Below are 15,690 nucleotides of genomic sequence, written 5' to 3' on the forward strand. Positions count from 1 at the left end.
GATAAGAGAGGAAAGATCATGCCCGCTTTGAATGCTGCACAATCCGGCACCTTCAAGATCGGCGGTGACCTCGAGGTCAATCGCCTCGGCTTCGGCGCCATGCGCGTCACCGGCGACGGTATCTGGGGCCAGCCGGCCGATCATGCCGAATCCATTCGTACGCTGAAGCGCCTTCCGGAACTCGGCGTCAATTTCATCGACACTGCCGATTCCTATGGCCCTGACGTTTCCGAATGGCTGATCAAGGAAGCGCTTCATCCCTACAGCAAGGGATCCATCATCGCTACCAAAGGCGGCCTGACGCGGCATGGGCCGAATATCTGGCTTCCGGTCGGCCGTCCGGAATATCTGATCCAGCAGGTGCACAAGAGCCTGCGCAATCTCGGCGTCGACAGGATCGATCTCTGGCAGCTCCACCGCATCGACCCGAAGGTCCCGGCGGGCGAGCAGTTCGATGCGATCAAGTCTCTGCAGGCCTCCGGTCTGATCCGCTATGCGGGTTTGAGCGAAGTCTCCGTCGCCGACATCGAAGCGGCATCGAAATACTTCAAGGTCGCCACCGTCCAGAACCGTTATAATCTGGTCGATCGCACCAGCGAGGATGTGCTCGACTATTCGGCAAAGCACAATATCGGCTTCATCCCCTGGTATCCGCTCGCCGCCGGCGACCTCGCCAAGCCGGGCTCGCTGCTCGATACGATCGCCAGGAAGCACAATGCGGCGCCGAGCCAGATCGCCCTTGCCTGGGTGCTGAAGCGCAGCCCCGTGATGCTGCCGATCCCCGGCACCTCGAAGGTCAAGCATCTGGAAGAAAACGTTGCCGCTGTCGGCATCACGCTGTCGGATGAGGAGTTCGCTGCTCTCGATGCCGAGGGAAAGAAGCTTTTCAAGGCCGCCTGATTTTGTGACGAAAGGTGTGGCGGCAACCGTCGCCATGCCCCGCATCCGGCCGAAAATCGGTCAGGAATTTGACCGGTTTATTAAAATTGCTGCAAAATGAGGCGACTTCGCAAATGTGTTACAGTTAGCTATGCGAATGATGCATTGCTGCGTTGCGGTAATATCCCTATTCCTGATCAAATGAATGGGCTATCTATATCTCCGTAAGCAGCGCACTCCTCCTCCCAGCGCTCTTACGAAGACTGGTAACACTCCTCCTCCCAGTTGCCAGTCAAGATCAAGAGCTCGGTGCACCTCCTCCCGCACCGAGCTCTTTTCTATTTCAGCCCCTTTTATTTCAGTGCTTGAAAATCAGTCGCCGATCCGCGCCACGCCGGTCTCGCCGTTGTCGCGCGTCCACTTCACCTTGCCGGGGCCTGCGCGCTCCAGCTGGAAGCACATCGGTGCGCCCTTGTACCAGGTCTGAAATTTCTGGCAGAGCTGGTCCGATTGGATCCACCATTTGCCGGTATCGCTGGGCTTGAAGTAGCGGCCGAGACCGATCGCCTTGCCGCTGCCATCGACGGCGCCCGATGTGTGATAGTTGAGCGGCAGCTCGCCGCCGAGCGGTGTGGCGAGATAGATCGTCCTGCCGATGATATCGCGCCGGATGTCGTCTTCCGCCAGCCGTTCCGCATGCGCGAGCGACGGCATCAGCAATGCCACCGAGGTGAGGGCGATCAGAATAGCCTTCATTGCATCCGTCCATCTATCCATGAATATTGGGTGAAGAACGGGCAAGACGAAGATAAAGTTTCACCTGGACGCGATCGGCCTGCCTTATTTGACTCCGCTGCATTGGCCGTCTTATTTGGCGGGCGGCCGGACTGCCGGCAGTAACGGGGAGATGGTATGCTCGGCGGATCAGGGGCGATGCAAAAGACGCTTGCTGCGATGACGCTTGCAGCCTTTCTGCTGACCGGCTGCGGTGGCCGCGCCGTCGGCGTCATGACCCCCGTAGGCGCGACGCAGCCAGGCACCTCTCAGGTCAATCTGCTGGTCGCGACCACCCGTGCACCGGATACCGATCCAGGCGTTCTGTTCTCCGGCGAGCGCGGAACCGGTCTGATGGTCAATGCCGTCGATGTCTCGATCCCGCCGGATGCCAATCGCAAGGTCGGCCAGGTCCAGTGGCCGAAGCGGCTGCCCGCCGATCCGCTGCGCGATTTCGTCACTGTCTCTGTCGATCCGCTGCAGGGCGAGAAGGCGGGCGAGGGCTGGCTGAAGGGCCATATGCCGAAGAGCCGCCGGGTGCTGATTTTCGTTCACGGCTTCAACAATCTCTATGAGGATGCGGTCTACCGCTTCGCGCAGATCGTTCACGACTCGCATGCCGACGTCGCGCCCGTCGTCTTCACCTGGCCGTCGCGCGGCTCGATTTTCGATTACAATTACGACAAGGAAAGCACCAACTATTCCCGCGATGCGCTGGAAGAGCTGCTGCGCCGCACCGCCGAAAACCCCGCCGTCAGCGACGTGACGATCATGGCGCACTCGATGGGCACCTGGCTGACGGTAGAGGCGCTGCGGCAGATGGCGATCCGCGATGGACGCGTCGCCCCGAAGATCAACAATGTCATCCTGGCGTCGCCGGATCTCGATGTCGATGTCTTCGGCCGCCAGTTTGTCAGCCTCGGCAAGGACAAGCCGCATTTCACCATCTTCGTCTCACGGGATGACCGGGCGCTTGCCCTGTCGCGCCGCATCTCGGGCAATGTCGATCGCCTCGGCCAGATCGATCCCTCGGTCGAGCCTTACCGCAGCAAACTCGAAGCGGCGGGCATCACAGTGCTCGATCTTACCAAGCTCAAGGGCGGCGACCGCCTGAACCACGGCAAGTTCGCCGAGAGCCCCGAAGTGGTGAAGCTGATCGGTGATCGGTTGATTGCGGGACAGACCATCACGGATTCCAATGTCGGTCTCGGCGAAGCCGTCGGTGCCGTCGCCATCGGTACTGCACAGACTGTCGGCAGTGCAGCGAGCGTCGCCGTCAGCACCCCGATCGCTATCTTCGATCCACGCACCCGGCGCAATTATGATGCCCAGCTGAAGCGTCTCGGCCAGTCGGTGGAGAACACCGCAGGCTCCGTCGGAGACAGCGTCGGCGCCGGGCTGCCCAGCCAGTAAAAATTCCCATAGGCAAGTTGATTGATCTGATATATCACGTCCCTCAGCGGCGATCTGCAAGGCGCCGATGGGAATGGATGGCGCGATGACGGATAATGTGAAGCGAACGGTTGCCGTGGTTGGCGCAGGCGTGATCGGCGCCTCGATTGCCTTCGAGCTGCAGCGGCGCGGCTATCAGGTGGCGCTGATCGACAAGGGTGAACCCGGTCGCGGCACCTCCTATGGCAATATGGCCAGCATCGCGCTCGATTTCGCGGCCGGATCCGGCCCCACGACCTGGAAGAAAATCCCGCGCTGGCTGCTGGATCCGGAAGGTCCGGTTTGGTTGCGCCCGTCCTACGCGCCGAAGATGCTGCCCTGGTTCCTGCGCTTCATCGCTGCCGGCCGCCCGTCGCGCCTGCGCGAGATCGAGGATGCCGGTATGCAGCTGACCGGCCGCGCGCTCGGCGATTTCCGCGCCATGCTATCGGCGATCGGTGCATCTGACCTGATGACCGACGAAGGTTGCCTGGCGATCTACGAGACGGAAGCCGAATTTGGCGGCGACCGCGGTCATATCGAGATGATGCAGCGCTACGGCTTCGAGTTCGAAGTGCTGAACGGCGGCGCGATCCAGCATTACGAGCCGACGCTGTCGTCCAAGGTCGCCAAGGCCGTGCTGCTGCCCGACAACAAGTCGATCCGCGATCCCTATCAGCTGGTCGTCAAGCTTGCAGCCGCGGCCGAGGCGGCCGGTGCGCGCTTCCTGTCCGGCAGCGTGCAGGGAATCGAGCGCAAGCCCGATGGAAGCAAAACCGTTGTCCTGGAAAGCGGCGGGCGTATCGAGGTCGGTTCGGTCGTCCTCGCTGCCGGTGTCCATACGCGCACGCTTGCCGAAAAGCTCGGAGAGCCGATCCCGCTCGAAACCGAGCGCGGCTATCACACACAGATCATGAAGCCCGGCATTTCCATGCGCTATTCGGTGATCTGGCCGCACCGCGCCTTCATGATCACGCCGACAGCAGGGGGGATCCGCATCGGCGGGAATGTCGAACTCGCCGGTCTTGATGCCGCGCCCGATTTCCGCCGCCCGCGTGTTCTGGTACGCCATGCACAGCGCGTGCTTCCCGGCCTTAAGGTCGAGGACACCAGCGAGTGGATGGGCCATCGCCCGGCCTTGCCGGACACGATCCCGATCATCTCGGCTTCGTCGAAGGTGCCCGGCGTGTTCTACGCGACGGGCCATGGCCATCTCGGCCTGACGCTGGCAGCGACGACGGCGCAGCTGATCGGCGATATGGTCTCCGGAGAGAAGTCGGCGATCGACATGAAGCCGTTCCGCATCGATAGATATTGATTTGCATGACGAGCCTGAGCTCGCATTGGAAGGACTAGGCAGATGAGATGGAAGCGCACGATCCAGCTTCTGGACGTTCATTGCGAAGGCGAAATCGGCAAGGTCGCGATCGGCGGCGTACCGAAGATCCCCGGCGAAACCGTGGCGGCCCAGCTGCACTGGCTGAACACCGATCCCAAGGGCACCGAGCTTCGCCGCTTCCTCTGCCTCGAGCCGCGCGGCGCCCCGATCGGCTCCGTCAATCTCCTGCTGCCTGCCAAGCATCCGGATGCCGATGCGGCCTTCATCATCCTGCAGCCTGACCAGGCGCATGCGAGCTCCGGCTCGAATTCGATCTGCGTCACGACCGCGCTGCTCGAATCCGGCATCGTCGAGATGAAGGAACCGGAAACGGTCGTCACGCTCGAAACGGCGGCCGGCCTCGTCAAGGCGGTCGCTACCTGCCGCGACGGCCGTTGCGAGAAGGTGCGCCTGACGATGGTTCCCGCCTTCGTCCACGAGCTCGATGTCGAGGTCGAGACGCCGGAATGGGGGAAGATCAAAGTCGATCTCTGCTACGGCGGCATCTTCTATGCGCTCGTCGATGTCGGCCAGATCGGCTCGAAGATCGAAAAGTCCAATGCGGCTGAATTGGTCCGCGCCGGCATGGTTCTGAAGGACATCATCAACCGCGACATCCAGGTCGTCCATCCTGAAATCCCGGCGATCTCGGGTGTCGCCTACGTCATGTTCCGCGATATCGAGCCGGATGGCGCTGTGCGCACCTGCACGACTATGTGGCCCGGCCGCGCCGACCGCTCACCCTGCGGCACCGGCAGCTCGGCAAATCTCACCACCCTGCATGCCCGCGGCAAGGCAAAGCCCGGCGACATCTTCACGTCGCGCTCGATCATCGGCTCGGAATTCGAAGTCGGCCTGCAGTCGGTGACTGAAGTCGCGGGCCGTCCGGCCATCATCCCGACCATCACCGGCCGCGGCTTCACCTTCGGCCTCTCACAGGTCGCCCTCGACCCCTTCGACCCGCACCCGGGCGGCTTCGCCCTGACCGACGTCTGGGGCCCGCAGGCGGGCGAGATCTAGGATCAGTAGTCGAAGGGCTCGACCTTCGGCTTCCCGCTTTCTTCGACGGAATGCGGATAAATCACGCCCTTGCGCAGGATGATGTTGGCGTAGAGCCGTGGCTCGCTCGTCTGGATGATGGCGTGGGCGGCGCGGACGCGGCCGTAGAAATCCTGGCCGATGAGCGGCGTGACGGCGCGGTGCGGTTCGTGGCGGGCGCAGCAGTCGATCATTTCTTCATGAACGGGATCGAGCTTGTCGCGCTCTGCCTTGACCGTCGAGCGGAAGATTGCTTCGGGCACGAAATCGTCGATCGGCAGCACGCTGAGCACGGCGTCCAGCACGGGGATAAGGCCATGGCCGTCGAGCCGGATCAGCCGGCGGGCGTGTTCGACGCCCGGATAGTTGCCGTCGACGATGGCGATTTCGTCGCCGTGGCCCATGGCGCGCAGCGTCGAAAGCAGTTCCGGACTCAAGAGCGGATCAAGCCCCTTCAGCATTTTCAATCTCCTTGAACAGCACGTTCTGATCGGTCAGATAGCGCGCAAAGATCGGAAGGCTCGCCCCGCCGATCGCGCGTGCCTGCGACCCAACTGCGCCCTCGATAATCTCGGGCATGACGACGCCTTGAAGGTCGAGCTTCTCGGCTTCACGCATTGTCGCCCGAACGATCCGCTCGCGCACCCAGCCCGGAAAGCCCCCGTCGATCACGGCGGCGCTGAAGTCGATGATCGAGGCGGCCGCAACGATCGCCTGCGCCAGCGCCTTGGCCGAATCCTGGATCCAGAGCTCCATCGCCTCGCCGAAATCCACCCAGTCGTCGGCGGAATACCAGAGCGGCTCGGGATCGATGCCACGCTCTCGCAGCATGTTTTCGAGCACGAAGATCGAAGCGATTTCAAGCAGCTGCAGCGTCTCTCCGTTCTTGCCGCGCACGGGCAGGGGGCCGATGGCACCCGCCGTTCCCGTGCGGCCGGAAAAGATCGCCGAGTTCAGGACGATGCCGCCGCCGATGAACGAGCCGATGAAGAAATAGACGAAATCGGGATAGGAGGGGCCGACACCGAAAACGAGCTCGGCGCCGCAGGCGCTCGTTGCGTCGTTCTGCAGGAAGACGGGATAGGAAACCCGCTTCGTCACCTCGGCCTGCAGGTCGAAGCCGCGCCAGACATCCATGGCGCCGGGCGGCGAGCCGACTTCCTCGGCCCAATTCCAGAGCTCGAAGGGGGCGGCGATGCCGATACCCGCAATGCGGCCGCGCTGCTGCGCATCCAGCCGTCCCTCGAGCTCGGCAATGCCTGATACGATGAAATCGAGAAAATCGCCGGGGAGGGGATAGGCGTAGGTCTTGTGCAGCTGCATGCGGATATTGCCGACGAAATCCATCAGCACCAAGTCGGCGCTTCGCCGGCCCATCTTCACGCCGAACGAATAGACGGCGTCCGGATTGAGATGCATCGGGATCGATGGCTGGCCCACACGGCCGCGCACCGGGGCGCCACGCGAAAGCAGACCTTCCCTCTCAAGCTCCCGCATGATGACGGAAACCGTCTGCGCCGATAGACCGCTGCGGCGCGCGATATCGGCCTTCGACAGCGCGCCGTAGAGGCGCACCAGCGAAAGCACGAGCCGCTCGTTGTAGGCGCGCACCCGGATCTGGTTCGCGCCCCCGGCGGGGTTCAATATTGGCGGTTGGGCCGGTGTGTGCACCGGGCCTTCCAGGGATGCCATTGGTCACTCCTCCCGACCATCGGCCTATGCCTGATTTTCAACCAGCATGCCATACCGAATTAATAATTCAATTGGATTTATTTATTGACAAGCGATTTTCTTTTCGCTTTTAATCGCCAACGTGAACGGCATCGAGCGGCCTGGGAGGAGGCTAAACGCGAAATCCGCGGCCGCGTTCGTGCTTGAAAATACGGGTTCGGCCATCGTGGCGATCCGGTTAATCTCTGGGAGGAGTTCTCATGAAGAAATCAGTTCTCGCTTTCGGCGCGCTCGCACTCGGCGTCGCCTTCTCGGCTCCGGCAATGGCCGCCGACGTTTCGGCCTGCCTGATCACCAAGACCGATACCAACCCCTTCTTCGTCAAGATGAAGGAAGGCGCGACGGCCAAGGCCAAGGAACTCGGCGTCAACCTGAAGTCCTATGCCGGAAAGATCGACGGTGACAGCGAAAGCCAGGTTGCCGCTATCGAAACCTGCATCGCTGACGGCGCCAAGGGTATCCTGATTGCTGCTTCGGACACCAAGGGCATCGTTCCGAACATCAAGAAGGCGCGCGACGCCGGCCTGCTCGTCATCGCTCTCGATACCCCGCTTGAGCCGATCGACGCTGCCGACATGACCTTCGCAACCGACAACCTGCTCGCCGGCAAGCTGATCGGCCAGTGGGCCAAGGAAACGCTCGGCGACAAGGCTGCCGATGCCAAGGTTGCCTTCCTCGACCTCACTCCGTCCCAGCCGTCCGTCGACGTTCTGCGCGACCAGGGCTTCATGATGGGCTTCGGCATCGACCCGAAGGATCCGAACAAGATCGGTGACGAAGACGACAAGCGCATCGTCGGCCACGACATCACCAACGGCAACGAAGAAGGCGGCCGTACCGCGATGGAAAACCTTCTCCAGAAGGACCCGACCATCAACGTCGTCCACACCATCAACGAACCGGCTGCTGCCGGCGCCTATGAAGCGCTGAAGGCTGTCGGCCGTGAGAAGGACGTGCTGATCGTTTCCGTCGACGGCGGTTGCCCGGGCGTCAAGAACGTTGCTGATGGCGTCATCGGCGCCACCTCGCAGCAGTACCCGCTGCAGATGGCCGCTCTCGGTATCGAAGCGATCAAGAAGTTCGCCGATAGCGGCGAAAAGCCGAAGCCGACCGAAGGCAAGAACTTCTTCGACACCGGCGTTACCCTCGTCACCGACAAGCCGGTTTCCGGCGTCAAGTCGATCGACACCAAGGAAGGCCAGGGCAAGTGCTGGGGTTGATCCCCGCCTAGCCTGAACCAAAACGCGGAGATGCCCGAAGCGGCATCTCCGCTCCCTGCTCATCTTTGACAGCGCGCCGAATTGGGTGCAGCTTATCCCACGTCCTGCCTGAAAGTGGCGGGATGCCCCTTAGGGAGTGGGGTCACGCGGAGGATTTCCATGAGCGAGCCGACAACAGCCGCACCGCATCACGATTATGAAAAAGTCCTCAAGGACAGTTCGAAGGACGTTGCTTCCTTCGATACGGACGACAACTCAGTCCTGCAGAGATTCAGGCATTTCCTGCACTCGTCGCCATCGGCCGTATCGCTGATCGTCCTTGTGCTGTCGCTGATCATCTTCGGCGCCCTCCTGGGCACCAAGTTCTTCTCGGCATTTTCGCTGACGCTGATCCTGCAGCAGGTGGCGATCACCGGTATCGTCGGCGCCGCGCAGACGCTTGTCATCATGACGGCCGGCATCGATCTTTCCGTCGGCGCCATCATGGTGCTCTCGTCGGTGGTCATGGGACAGTTCGTGTTCCGCTACGGCCTTCCGGTCGAACTCGCCGTTCTCTGCGGCTTCGCCGTCGGTGCCCTTTGCGGCTACATAAACGGCCTGCTGATCGCCCGAATGAAGCTGCCGCCTTTCATCGTCACGCTCGGCATGTGGCAGATCGTGCTTGCCACGAACTTCCTCTATTCGGCCAACGAGACGATCCGCGCGCAGGATATCGAAACCCAGGCGCCATTGTTGCAGCTCTTCGGCAATACGTTCCGCATCGGCGGCGCGGTCTTTACCTATGGCGTCATCGCCATGGTCCTGCTCGTGGCGGTTCTCTGGTACATCTTGAACCACACCGCATGGGGCCGGCATCTCTACGCCGTCGGCGACGACCCTGAAGCCGCCGGTCTTTCCGGTGTCAACGTCAAGCGCATGCTGGTCTCGACCTATGTCCTGTCTGGCCTCATCTGTGCGCTGGCCGGCTGGGCTCTCATCGGCCGCATCGGTTCGGTGTCTCCAACAGCCGGGCAGTTCGCCAACATCGAATCCATCACCGCTGTGGTGATCGGCGGTATCTCGCTCTTCGGTGGCCGCGGCTCCATTCTCGGCATGATGTTCGGCGCGCTCATCGTCGGCGTCTTCTCGCTCGGTCTTCGCCTTCTCGGCACCGACGTGCAATGGACTTACCTCCTGATCGGCGTGCTCATCATCGCCGCAGTTGGAATCGATCAGTGGATCAGAAAGGCAGCAGGCTGATGGCACTCGAACCTCTTCTCACGGCGCGCGGCCTGGTCAAACGCTACGGTCGCGTCACTGCCCTCGATCATGCCGATTTCGACCTCTATCCCGGCGAAATCCTCGCCGTGATCGGCGACAACGGCGCGGGCAAGTCCTCGCTCATCAAGGCGATCTCGGGTGCTATCCGTCCCGACGAGGGGGAGATCCGGCTGGAAGGCCAGCCGATCCACTTCTCGTCGCCGATCGAGGCGCGCAAGGCCGGCATCGAAACGGTCTACCAGAACCTCGCCCTGTCGCCGGCGCTGTCGATTGCCGACAACATGTTCCTCGGACGCGAGCTCCGCAAACCCGGCTTCATGGGCCAGTTTTTCCGAAAGCTCGATCATTCGGCGATGGAAAAGCAGGCGCGTGCCAAGCTTTCTGAGCTCGGCCTGATGACCATCCAGAACATCAACCAGGCGGTGGAGACGCTCTCCGGCGGTCAGCGCCAGGGTGTCGCCGTTGCCCGCGCCGCAGCCTTCGGCTCGAAGGTCATCATCCTCGATGAACCGACGGCCGCCCTCGGCGTCAAGGAAAGCCGCCGCGTTCTGGAGCTCATTCTCGACGTCCGTTCGCGCGGTATCCCGATCGTGCTCATCTCGCACAACATGCCGCATGTCTTCGAAGTCGCCGACCGCATCCACATCCACCGTCTCGGACGCCGTCTCACGGTGATCAATCCGAAGGAATACACGATGTCGGATGCCGTCGCCTTCATGACGGGCGCCAAGGCCGCTCCCCAGGAGACGGTCGCCGCATGAACCTGAGGATAGACGAGATTACCGGCGCGGTGCTCGGCCGCGCCGGGAGTGCGAAGCGCTTCCTGATCGCCATCGCCGGTCCGCCCGGTGCCGGCAAGTCGACAATGGCCGATAATCTCGCCAATGGCCTCAAGGCCCGCGGAGAGACCGCGGCCGTGCTGCCGATGGATGGCTTCCACATGGACAATGCCGTGCTGATCGAGCGCGGCCTACTCGCCCGCAAGGGCATCCCCGAGACCTTCGACGTCCGCGGTTTCCTCGACATCGTCCGCGCCGTCCGCCCGGCCGATCAGGAAGTGCTGGTCCCGGTCTTCGACCGCTCCCGCGAACTCGCCATCGCCTCCGCCCGCCCGATCTCGCCCCACGATCGCTTCATCATCATCGAGGGCAACTACCTGCTCTTCACGCAGGGTAAATGGGCCGATCTCGACGGCATCTTCGATTTCACCATCATGCTCGCCCCGCCGATCGAGGTTCTCGAAGAGCGCCTCTGGGAGCGCTGGCGCGGCTACAAGCTCAGCGAAGAAGAAGCCAGCGCCAAGGTCTACGGCAATGACCTCCCGAACGGCCGCCTCATTTTGGAGAACCGCCGTCCGTCCGATGTCACCCTTGAAATTGCGCTCTAGGGCTCATTATTGCGGCACTTGCCGACCGGCGAGAATCGCGACATCCATTCAACCTCTGGCTTTGGAGCCGGAGGTTTTTTATTTTCAGCGGCAGGCATCTGTTTTCAAGCCTCACGCGATTTTCAAGTCTGCCTTTGCCGATGCTGCGATCCTATCTTGCCTTTGCACGCCAGACCCCCCGGCTCCTCGGCTACGCGGTCATCCTGATGGTCCTGTCGAGCGCCGGACAGACATTCTTCTTCTCGCTGTTTTCTAAGGCGTTCCGCGGCCACTACGCGCTAAGTGACGGCAGTCTCGGAACAGTGTTTGCCATTGCGACTTTCACGTCGGCCCTGGCGCTGCCCTATCTCGGCCAGAAAATCGACAGGGTAAGCCTTCGCAGCTTCACGCTCGGTGCCGGCCTGTTGCTCGGTACAGCCTGCGCGATGATTGCCCTCTCGCCCGCATCGGTTCTCTTCTTTGCCGTCTGCCTCTTCCTGCTTCGGCTGGCCGGTCAGGGCTTGATGGTGCATACGGCAATGACGTCGATGGTCCGGTTCTTCCCGGCCGACAGCGGAAAGGCGATGGCCGTCGTCAGCCTCGCCTATTCGGCCGCGTTGGTCTTCATTCCGGCCGTTGCGGTTGCCGTCATAGGCGTCGCCGGTTGGCGGGGGACGTGGCTGCTGACGGGCGTAGCGGTCGCTCTCGGTGTCTGCGCAGCATGCCTGCTGCTACCGCGGGATGATGCGTCCGGCAATGCGGCGAAGACCAGTGTTCAGGCGGCGAAGCCGCAAGCAGCCCGGCCGAAGCTCGCATTGATGCTGCTCCTGTGCCCGACGATGCTGGCGGTCTCCTTCATCCTGACGGCAATGATCTTCCATCAGGCCGTCCTTGCAGCTGAAAAGGGATGGCCGCTCGAATGGCTGGCGGCCTGCTTTTCCGTTTTTGCCATCGCGCAGGCGGCGACATCGGTTCTCGTGGCACCCGTCATCGACAGGATCCGCGCCGTCCGCATCCTGCCGGTCTTCCTCTTGCCGCTCGCGCTAGGGCTGAGCGTGATCGCACTCTTCGACGGCTTCTGGGCGGCGCCCGTCTACATGGGTCTTCTCGGCATGTCCGCCGCGATCGATCTGAAGCTCGGCACCATTCTCTGGGCCTATCTCTTCGGCGCCGGGCAGTTTGGCTATGTCCGCTCACGCTTCGAAGCGATCCGGATCGTCGTTACCGGCGGCGCTCCGCTCGTGGCCGGAAAGCTGCTGGATGCCGGCATCCCGCTCGCGAGCCAGGCCGCCGCCTACGCAGGCTATGCCGTCTGCGCCTCCGCTTTGGCCGTTATCGTCGGCCGGTCTGCGGCCGTCGCTCACAAGTGATTGCGGCGCTGTCTAAACGGTTGTTTCCATCGGCCTGTTGATGCTATCGAAGCGCCACCCGCAGCGCTCCGGAGGCTCCCATGCAATCGATCACCATCCGCCGTCCCGATGACTGGCATCTGCATCTGCGCGATGGCGCCATGCTGGAGGGGGTGATCGGCGATACCAGCCGTGATTTCGCGCGGGCCATCATCATGCCGAACCTCGTGCCTCCCGTCGTCACGACGACGGATGCGCGCGCCTATCGCGAGCGGATCATGAAGGCTCTGCCTGCAGGCGACCGGTTCGAGCCGCTGATGACCCTTTATCTCACGGAGCATACCAGCGCCGATGATGTCGAAGAGGGTAAGAAGAGCGGGCTGATCACCGCGGTGAAGCTCTATCCCGCCGGCGCCACCACCAATTCGCATGGCGGCGTGCGCGATATGGACAAGGCGATGCCGGTTCTGGAGCGCATGGCGAAGATCGGCCTGCCGCTTTGCGTCCACGGCGAAGTCACGACACCTGAAATCGATATCTTCGATCGCGAAGCCGTGTTCATCGAAACCGTGCTCGATCCGTTGCGCAAGCGTCTGCCGGAACTGAAGGTGACGATGGAGCATGTGACGACGGCCGATGGCATCGACTATATCAAGTCGTCCAAGGCCAATCTGGCCGGCTCGATCACCACGCATCACCTGATCATCAATCGCAACGCCATCCTCGTCGGCGGCATCCGCCCGCATTATTATTGCCTGCCGGTCGCCAAGCGCGAGAACCATCGCCTGGCGCTGCGCGCCGCCGCCGTCAGCGGCGATCCGCGCTTCTTCCTGGGAACGGATTCCGCGCCGCATGTCGATCCGCTGAAGGAATGCGCCTGCGGCTGCGCCGGCATCTATACCTCGATCAACACGATGAGCTGCGTGGCCCATGTCTTCGAGCAGGAGAACGCGCTCGACAAGCTCGAAGCCTTCGTCTCGCTGAATGGTCCGGCCTGGTACGGCCTGCAGCCGAATGAAGAGAAGATCACGCTGGTCAAGCGCGAAGACGCGATCACGTTTCCGTCAAAAATCGAGACGGGTGCAGGCCCGGTCACGGTCTTCGACCCGATGTTCCCGCTTCATTGGGACGTAAAGCTCTGAATAAAGCGCGAAAACTGTCAATTTCGGCGGGTATTCCCGCCGCTTTTACTGTGTAATTGTTACCGCTCTAACATTCGTGTTCGCGGTCCATGATTTTTTAACAGAATGCGTAAGACATTCGTCACCAGTGGCACGATAGCCTGTGGACGGATTATTGGGCGCGGCAGGAGCCGCGGAGTTACCAAAGCATGATGCTGGATTATAATTCCCTTCTGCTGGCGCTCGGCGTTTCAGCAACGTGCCTGGCTGTGACCCTGATGGGCAGCTGGTTCGCACGCCGTGCCGAGACCTTCCTGCTCACATGCACCTGCGGCCTCGTGCTCGTCGTCAGCGGCATCTTCGTCTACAGCATCTATGTTTCGTCGCCCGGCATTGTCATGGGCGTTGCGAGTTTCGTGCTCTTTCAGGCGGGCTTTGCGGCCATCTGGGGCGCCGGCTATCAGTTTCGCACCAACCGTCTGCCGCTCGCAGGAATCCTGATCCGCGCACTGTCGGCCATGCTGCTGCCGGTGGGCGCGATGGCGACAGGGTATGACGGCCTCGGCTTCATCGCCGACAACAGTTCGATCACCCTCCTGCTGCTGGCGACCGCCCACCAATACTGGCGGGCGAAGGCCGAAGCGCCGGCGCCGATCATGGGCATCACGGTGCTCTATACGCTGACGGGCATATCCTTTGCGCTCTGCGCTGCCGTCTTGATCTGGGACGGCAAGCTCGTGCTGGGGGCCGCGCCCAACAATTGGGCCGAGGATCTGAGCCTCGCCGTCTGCATCGCCAGCATGACCGGCATCGGCGCCCTATCGCTGGCGCTGCACCAGTGGCGGCTTGCCGCCCGACACCGCCAGGAAGCGATTACCGATTCTCTGACCGGCCTTCTCAATCGCCGCGCGCTCTTCGATCGTCATGGCGAGCGCCAGATGGGTTCGTCGACCGCCGTCATCATCTTCGATCTCGATCATTTCAAGTCGATCAACGACCGCCATGGTCATGCCGCCGGTGACCGCGTTCTCAAGATCTTTGCCGGCGAACTCGCCGCCCATTGCCGCTCGGGCGATACCGCTGCCCGTCTTGGCGGTGAAGAATTCGCGCTCGTTCTCAAGGAGATCATGCCCGGCCGCGCCGAGATGATCGCCGAGCGCATCCGCCGTACTTTCGAGGAACGTGAAATCTATATCGATGACGAAGTGCTGAAATGCACCGTCTCGATCGGTGTCGCGCCCGGCCGTGCCGCGCCGATGGATTTCGATACCATGCTCAGCGAGGCCGACAAGGCGCTTTATGCTGCCAAGCGCGCCGGGCGCAACCGCGTCGAGCTCGCAAACCACCTGCAGGCAGTTCCGGCCGCGCCCTCGGTGCGCAGCGCCTCTTGATCATCCGGCACGAGGCGCTAATGTCGGGACTGGCCGGATGCAGCCAGCCGTCCCGCGGCGCACAAGCGCTAAGGTGAATGCATCCAGATGAAATCCTTCACATCCTTGCTAATGGCAAACGATGGCGAACGGGTCAGCAGACGCGGGCACTGATCTTCCTGTTCGCTGCCGATGGAAGGATGAATCATGCGCTATTTTCGCGATGCCAAGATCATGGCAAAAGCACTGCGGCAAGCTCTTGCGAGCCGCGATATTTCCCTCACCCACAGCGAGACATTGGAGATCGTTGCCCGGCAATTCGGCTTCGACCAGTGGAATATCCTCGCCGCCAAGCTGGACGAGGCGGAAGACGTTGGTCCGGCCATTGCGCTGGAGCCGCCGATCCCGATCTTCCGCATCTTCGATGTGGCAAAGGCCATGGAATTCTATTGCGGTTTCCTGGGCTTCACGCTCGATTGGGAACACCGCTTCGGCGAGAACTTCCCGCTCTATTGCCAGGTTTCATGCGGCAAGCTGATCATGCATCTCAGCGAGCATTCCGGCGATGCGAGCCCAGGCGCCAAGGCATTTGTGTGGATGACAGGCGTGCGCGCCTTCCAGGCAGAACTGTCGGCCAAGGACTATCGCTACATGAAGCCGGGGATCGAGGACGCCCCCTGGGGATGGGAAGTGACCGTCATCGACCCGTTCAGCAACCGGATCGCCTTCTGCGAAAAGAAGTGACGGTGAGGGCGGGAGGAATGCCCTCCCGC

At 62.0% G+C, this 15,690-nt stretch carries 15 protein-coding genes; 12 read left to right on the forward strand and 3 right to left on the reverse strand.

What is annotated here, in order from left to right:
- Positions 1–18 precede the first annotated feature (18 nt).
- Positions 19–900: an aldo/keto reductase gene (locus ACODR6_RS14720; RefSeq protein WP_489022764.1), complete on the forward strand. Its 882-nt coding sequence runs from the start codon at positions 19–21 to the stop codon at positions 898–900.
- A gap of 351 nt (positions 901–1,251) precedes the next feature.
- On the opposite strand, the gene ACODR6_RS14725 is transcribed toward ACODR6_RS14720, so the two are convergent.
- Positions 1,252–1,635, reverse strand: a complete 384-nt coding sequence (locus ACODR6_RS14725) for a hypothetical protein (RefSeq protein WP_489022765.1) — start codon at positions 1,633–1,635, stop codon at positions 1,252–1,254.
- A gap of 177 nt (positions 1,636–1,812) precedes the next feature.
- On the opposite strand from ACODR6_RS14725, the gene ACODR6_RS14730 reads away from it, so the two are divergent.
- The 3 genes from ACODR6_RS14730 to ACODR6_RS14740 all read left to right on the forward strand — a co-directional run bounded on the left by ACODR6_RS14730 (position 1,813) and on the right by ACODR6_RS14740 (position 5,482).
- Positions 1,813–3,066 (forward strand): alpha/beta hydrolase, encoded by a 1,254-nt coding sequence (locus ACODR6_RS14730; RefSeq protein WP_489022766.1) that lies wholly within the window; start codon positions 1,813–1,815, stop codon positions 3,064–3,066.
- Positions 3,067–3,151: 85 nt separating this feature from the next.
- Positions 3,152–4,402, forward strand: a complete 1,251-nt coding sequence (locus tag ACODR6_RS14735) for an NAD(P)/FAD-dependent oxidoreductase (protein WP_489022767.1) — start codon at positions 3,152–3,154, stop codon at positions 4,400–4,402.
- Positions 4,403–4,444: 42 nt separating this feature from the next.
- A complete protein-coding gene (locus tag ACODR6_RS14740) occupies positions 4,445–5,482 on the forward strand; it encodes a proline racemase family protein (protein ID WP_199626079.1) in 1,038 nt (345 codons plus the stop codon).
- A 2-nt stretch (positions 5,483–5,484) separates the two neighbouring features.
- Here the strand turns inward: ACODR6_RS14740 and ACODR6_RS14745 are convergent, their stop codons facing one another.
- Positions 5,485–5,961, reverse strand: a complete 477-nt coding sequence (locus tag ACODR6_RS14745; RefSeq protein ID WP_413710897.1) for an RbsD/FucU family protein — start codon at positions 5,959–5,961, stop codon at positions 5,485–5,487.
- Positions 5,945–7,192, reverse strand: a complete 1,248-nt coding sequence (locus tag ACODR6_RS14750) for an ROK family transcriptional regulator (protein ID WP_489022768.1) — start codon at positions 7,190–7,192, stop codon at positions 5,945–5,947. The genes ACODR6_RS14745 and ACODR6_RS14750 overlap by 17 nt, the downstream gene beginning before the upstream one ends.
- A gap of 239 nt (positions 7,193–7,431) precedes the next feature.
- Between ACODR6_RS14750 and ACODR6_RS14755 the strand changes: the two genes are divergently transcribed.
- The 8 genes from ACODR6_RS14755 to ACODR6_RS14790 all read left to right on the forward strand — a co-directional run bounded on the left by ACODR6_RS14755 (position 7,432) and on the right by ACODR6_RS14790 (position 15,661).
- Positions 7,432–8,451: a sugar ABC transporter substrate-binding protein gene (locus ACODR6_RS14755; RefSeq protein ID WP_489022769.1), complete on the forward strand. Its 1,020-nt coding sequence runs from the start codon at positions 7,432–7,434 to the stop codon at positions 8,449–8,451.
- Positions 8,452–8,610: 159 nt separating this feature from the next.
- Positions 8,611–9,690: an ABC transporter permease gene (locus tag ACODR6_RS14760; protein ID WP_489022770.1), complete on the forward strand. Its 1,080-nt coding sequence runs from the start codon at positions 8,611–8,613 to the stop codon at positions 9,688–9,690.
- Entirely contained in the window at positions 9,690–10,472 is a 783-nt protein-coding gene (locus ACODR6_RS14765; RefSeq protein WP_112713619.1) for an ATP-binding cassette domain-containing protein, read from the forward strand. The genes ACODR6_RS14760 and ACODR6_RS14765 overlap by 1 nt, the downstream gene beginning before the upstream one ends.
- Complete coding sequence (locus ACODR6_RS14770; protein WP_203429669.1) at positions 10,469–11,098, forward strand: nucleoside triphosphate hydrolase; 630 nt, start codon at positions 10,469–10,471, stop codon at positions 11,096–11,098. Before ACODR6_RS14765 ends, ACODR6_RS14770 begins: the two co-directional genes overlap by 4 nt.
- Positions 11,099–11,238: 140 nt before the next feature.
- Complete coding sequence (locus tag ACODR6_RS14775; protein WP_489022771.1) at positions 11,239–12,447, forward strand: MFS transporter; 1,209 nt, start codon at positions 11,239–11,241, stop codon at positions 12,445–12,447.
- An 80-nt stretch (positions 12,448–12,527) separates the two neighbouring features.
- The gene (gene pyrC, locus ACODR6_RS14780; protein ID WP_489022772.1) at positions 12,528–13,568 is read left to right on the forward strand and encodes a dihydroorotase; all 1,041 of its coding nucleotides are present in this window, start codon (positions 12,528–12,530) and stop codon (positions 13,566–13,568) included.
- Positions 13,569–13,756: 188 nt separating this feature from the next.
- A complete protein-coding gene (locus ACODR6_RS14785) occupies positions 13,757–14,938 on the forward strand; it encodes a diguanylate cyclase (protein ID WP_130279161.1) in 1,182 nt (393 codons plus the stop codon).
- Positions 14,939–15,124: 186 nt separating this feature from the next.
- Positions 15,125–15,661, forward strand: coding sequence for a glyoxalase superfamily protein (locus tag ACODR6_RS14790; protein WP_489022773.1), 537 nt, complete (start codon positions 15,125–15,127; stop codon positions 15,659–15,661).
- Positions 15,662–15,690 lie beyond the last annotated feature (29 nt).

The sequence above is a fragment of the Rhizobium sp. FG96 genome, assembly GCF_057808655.1.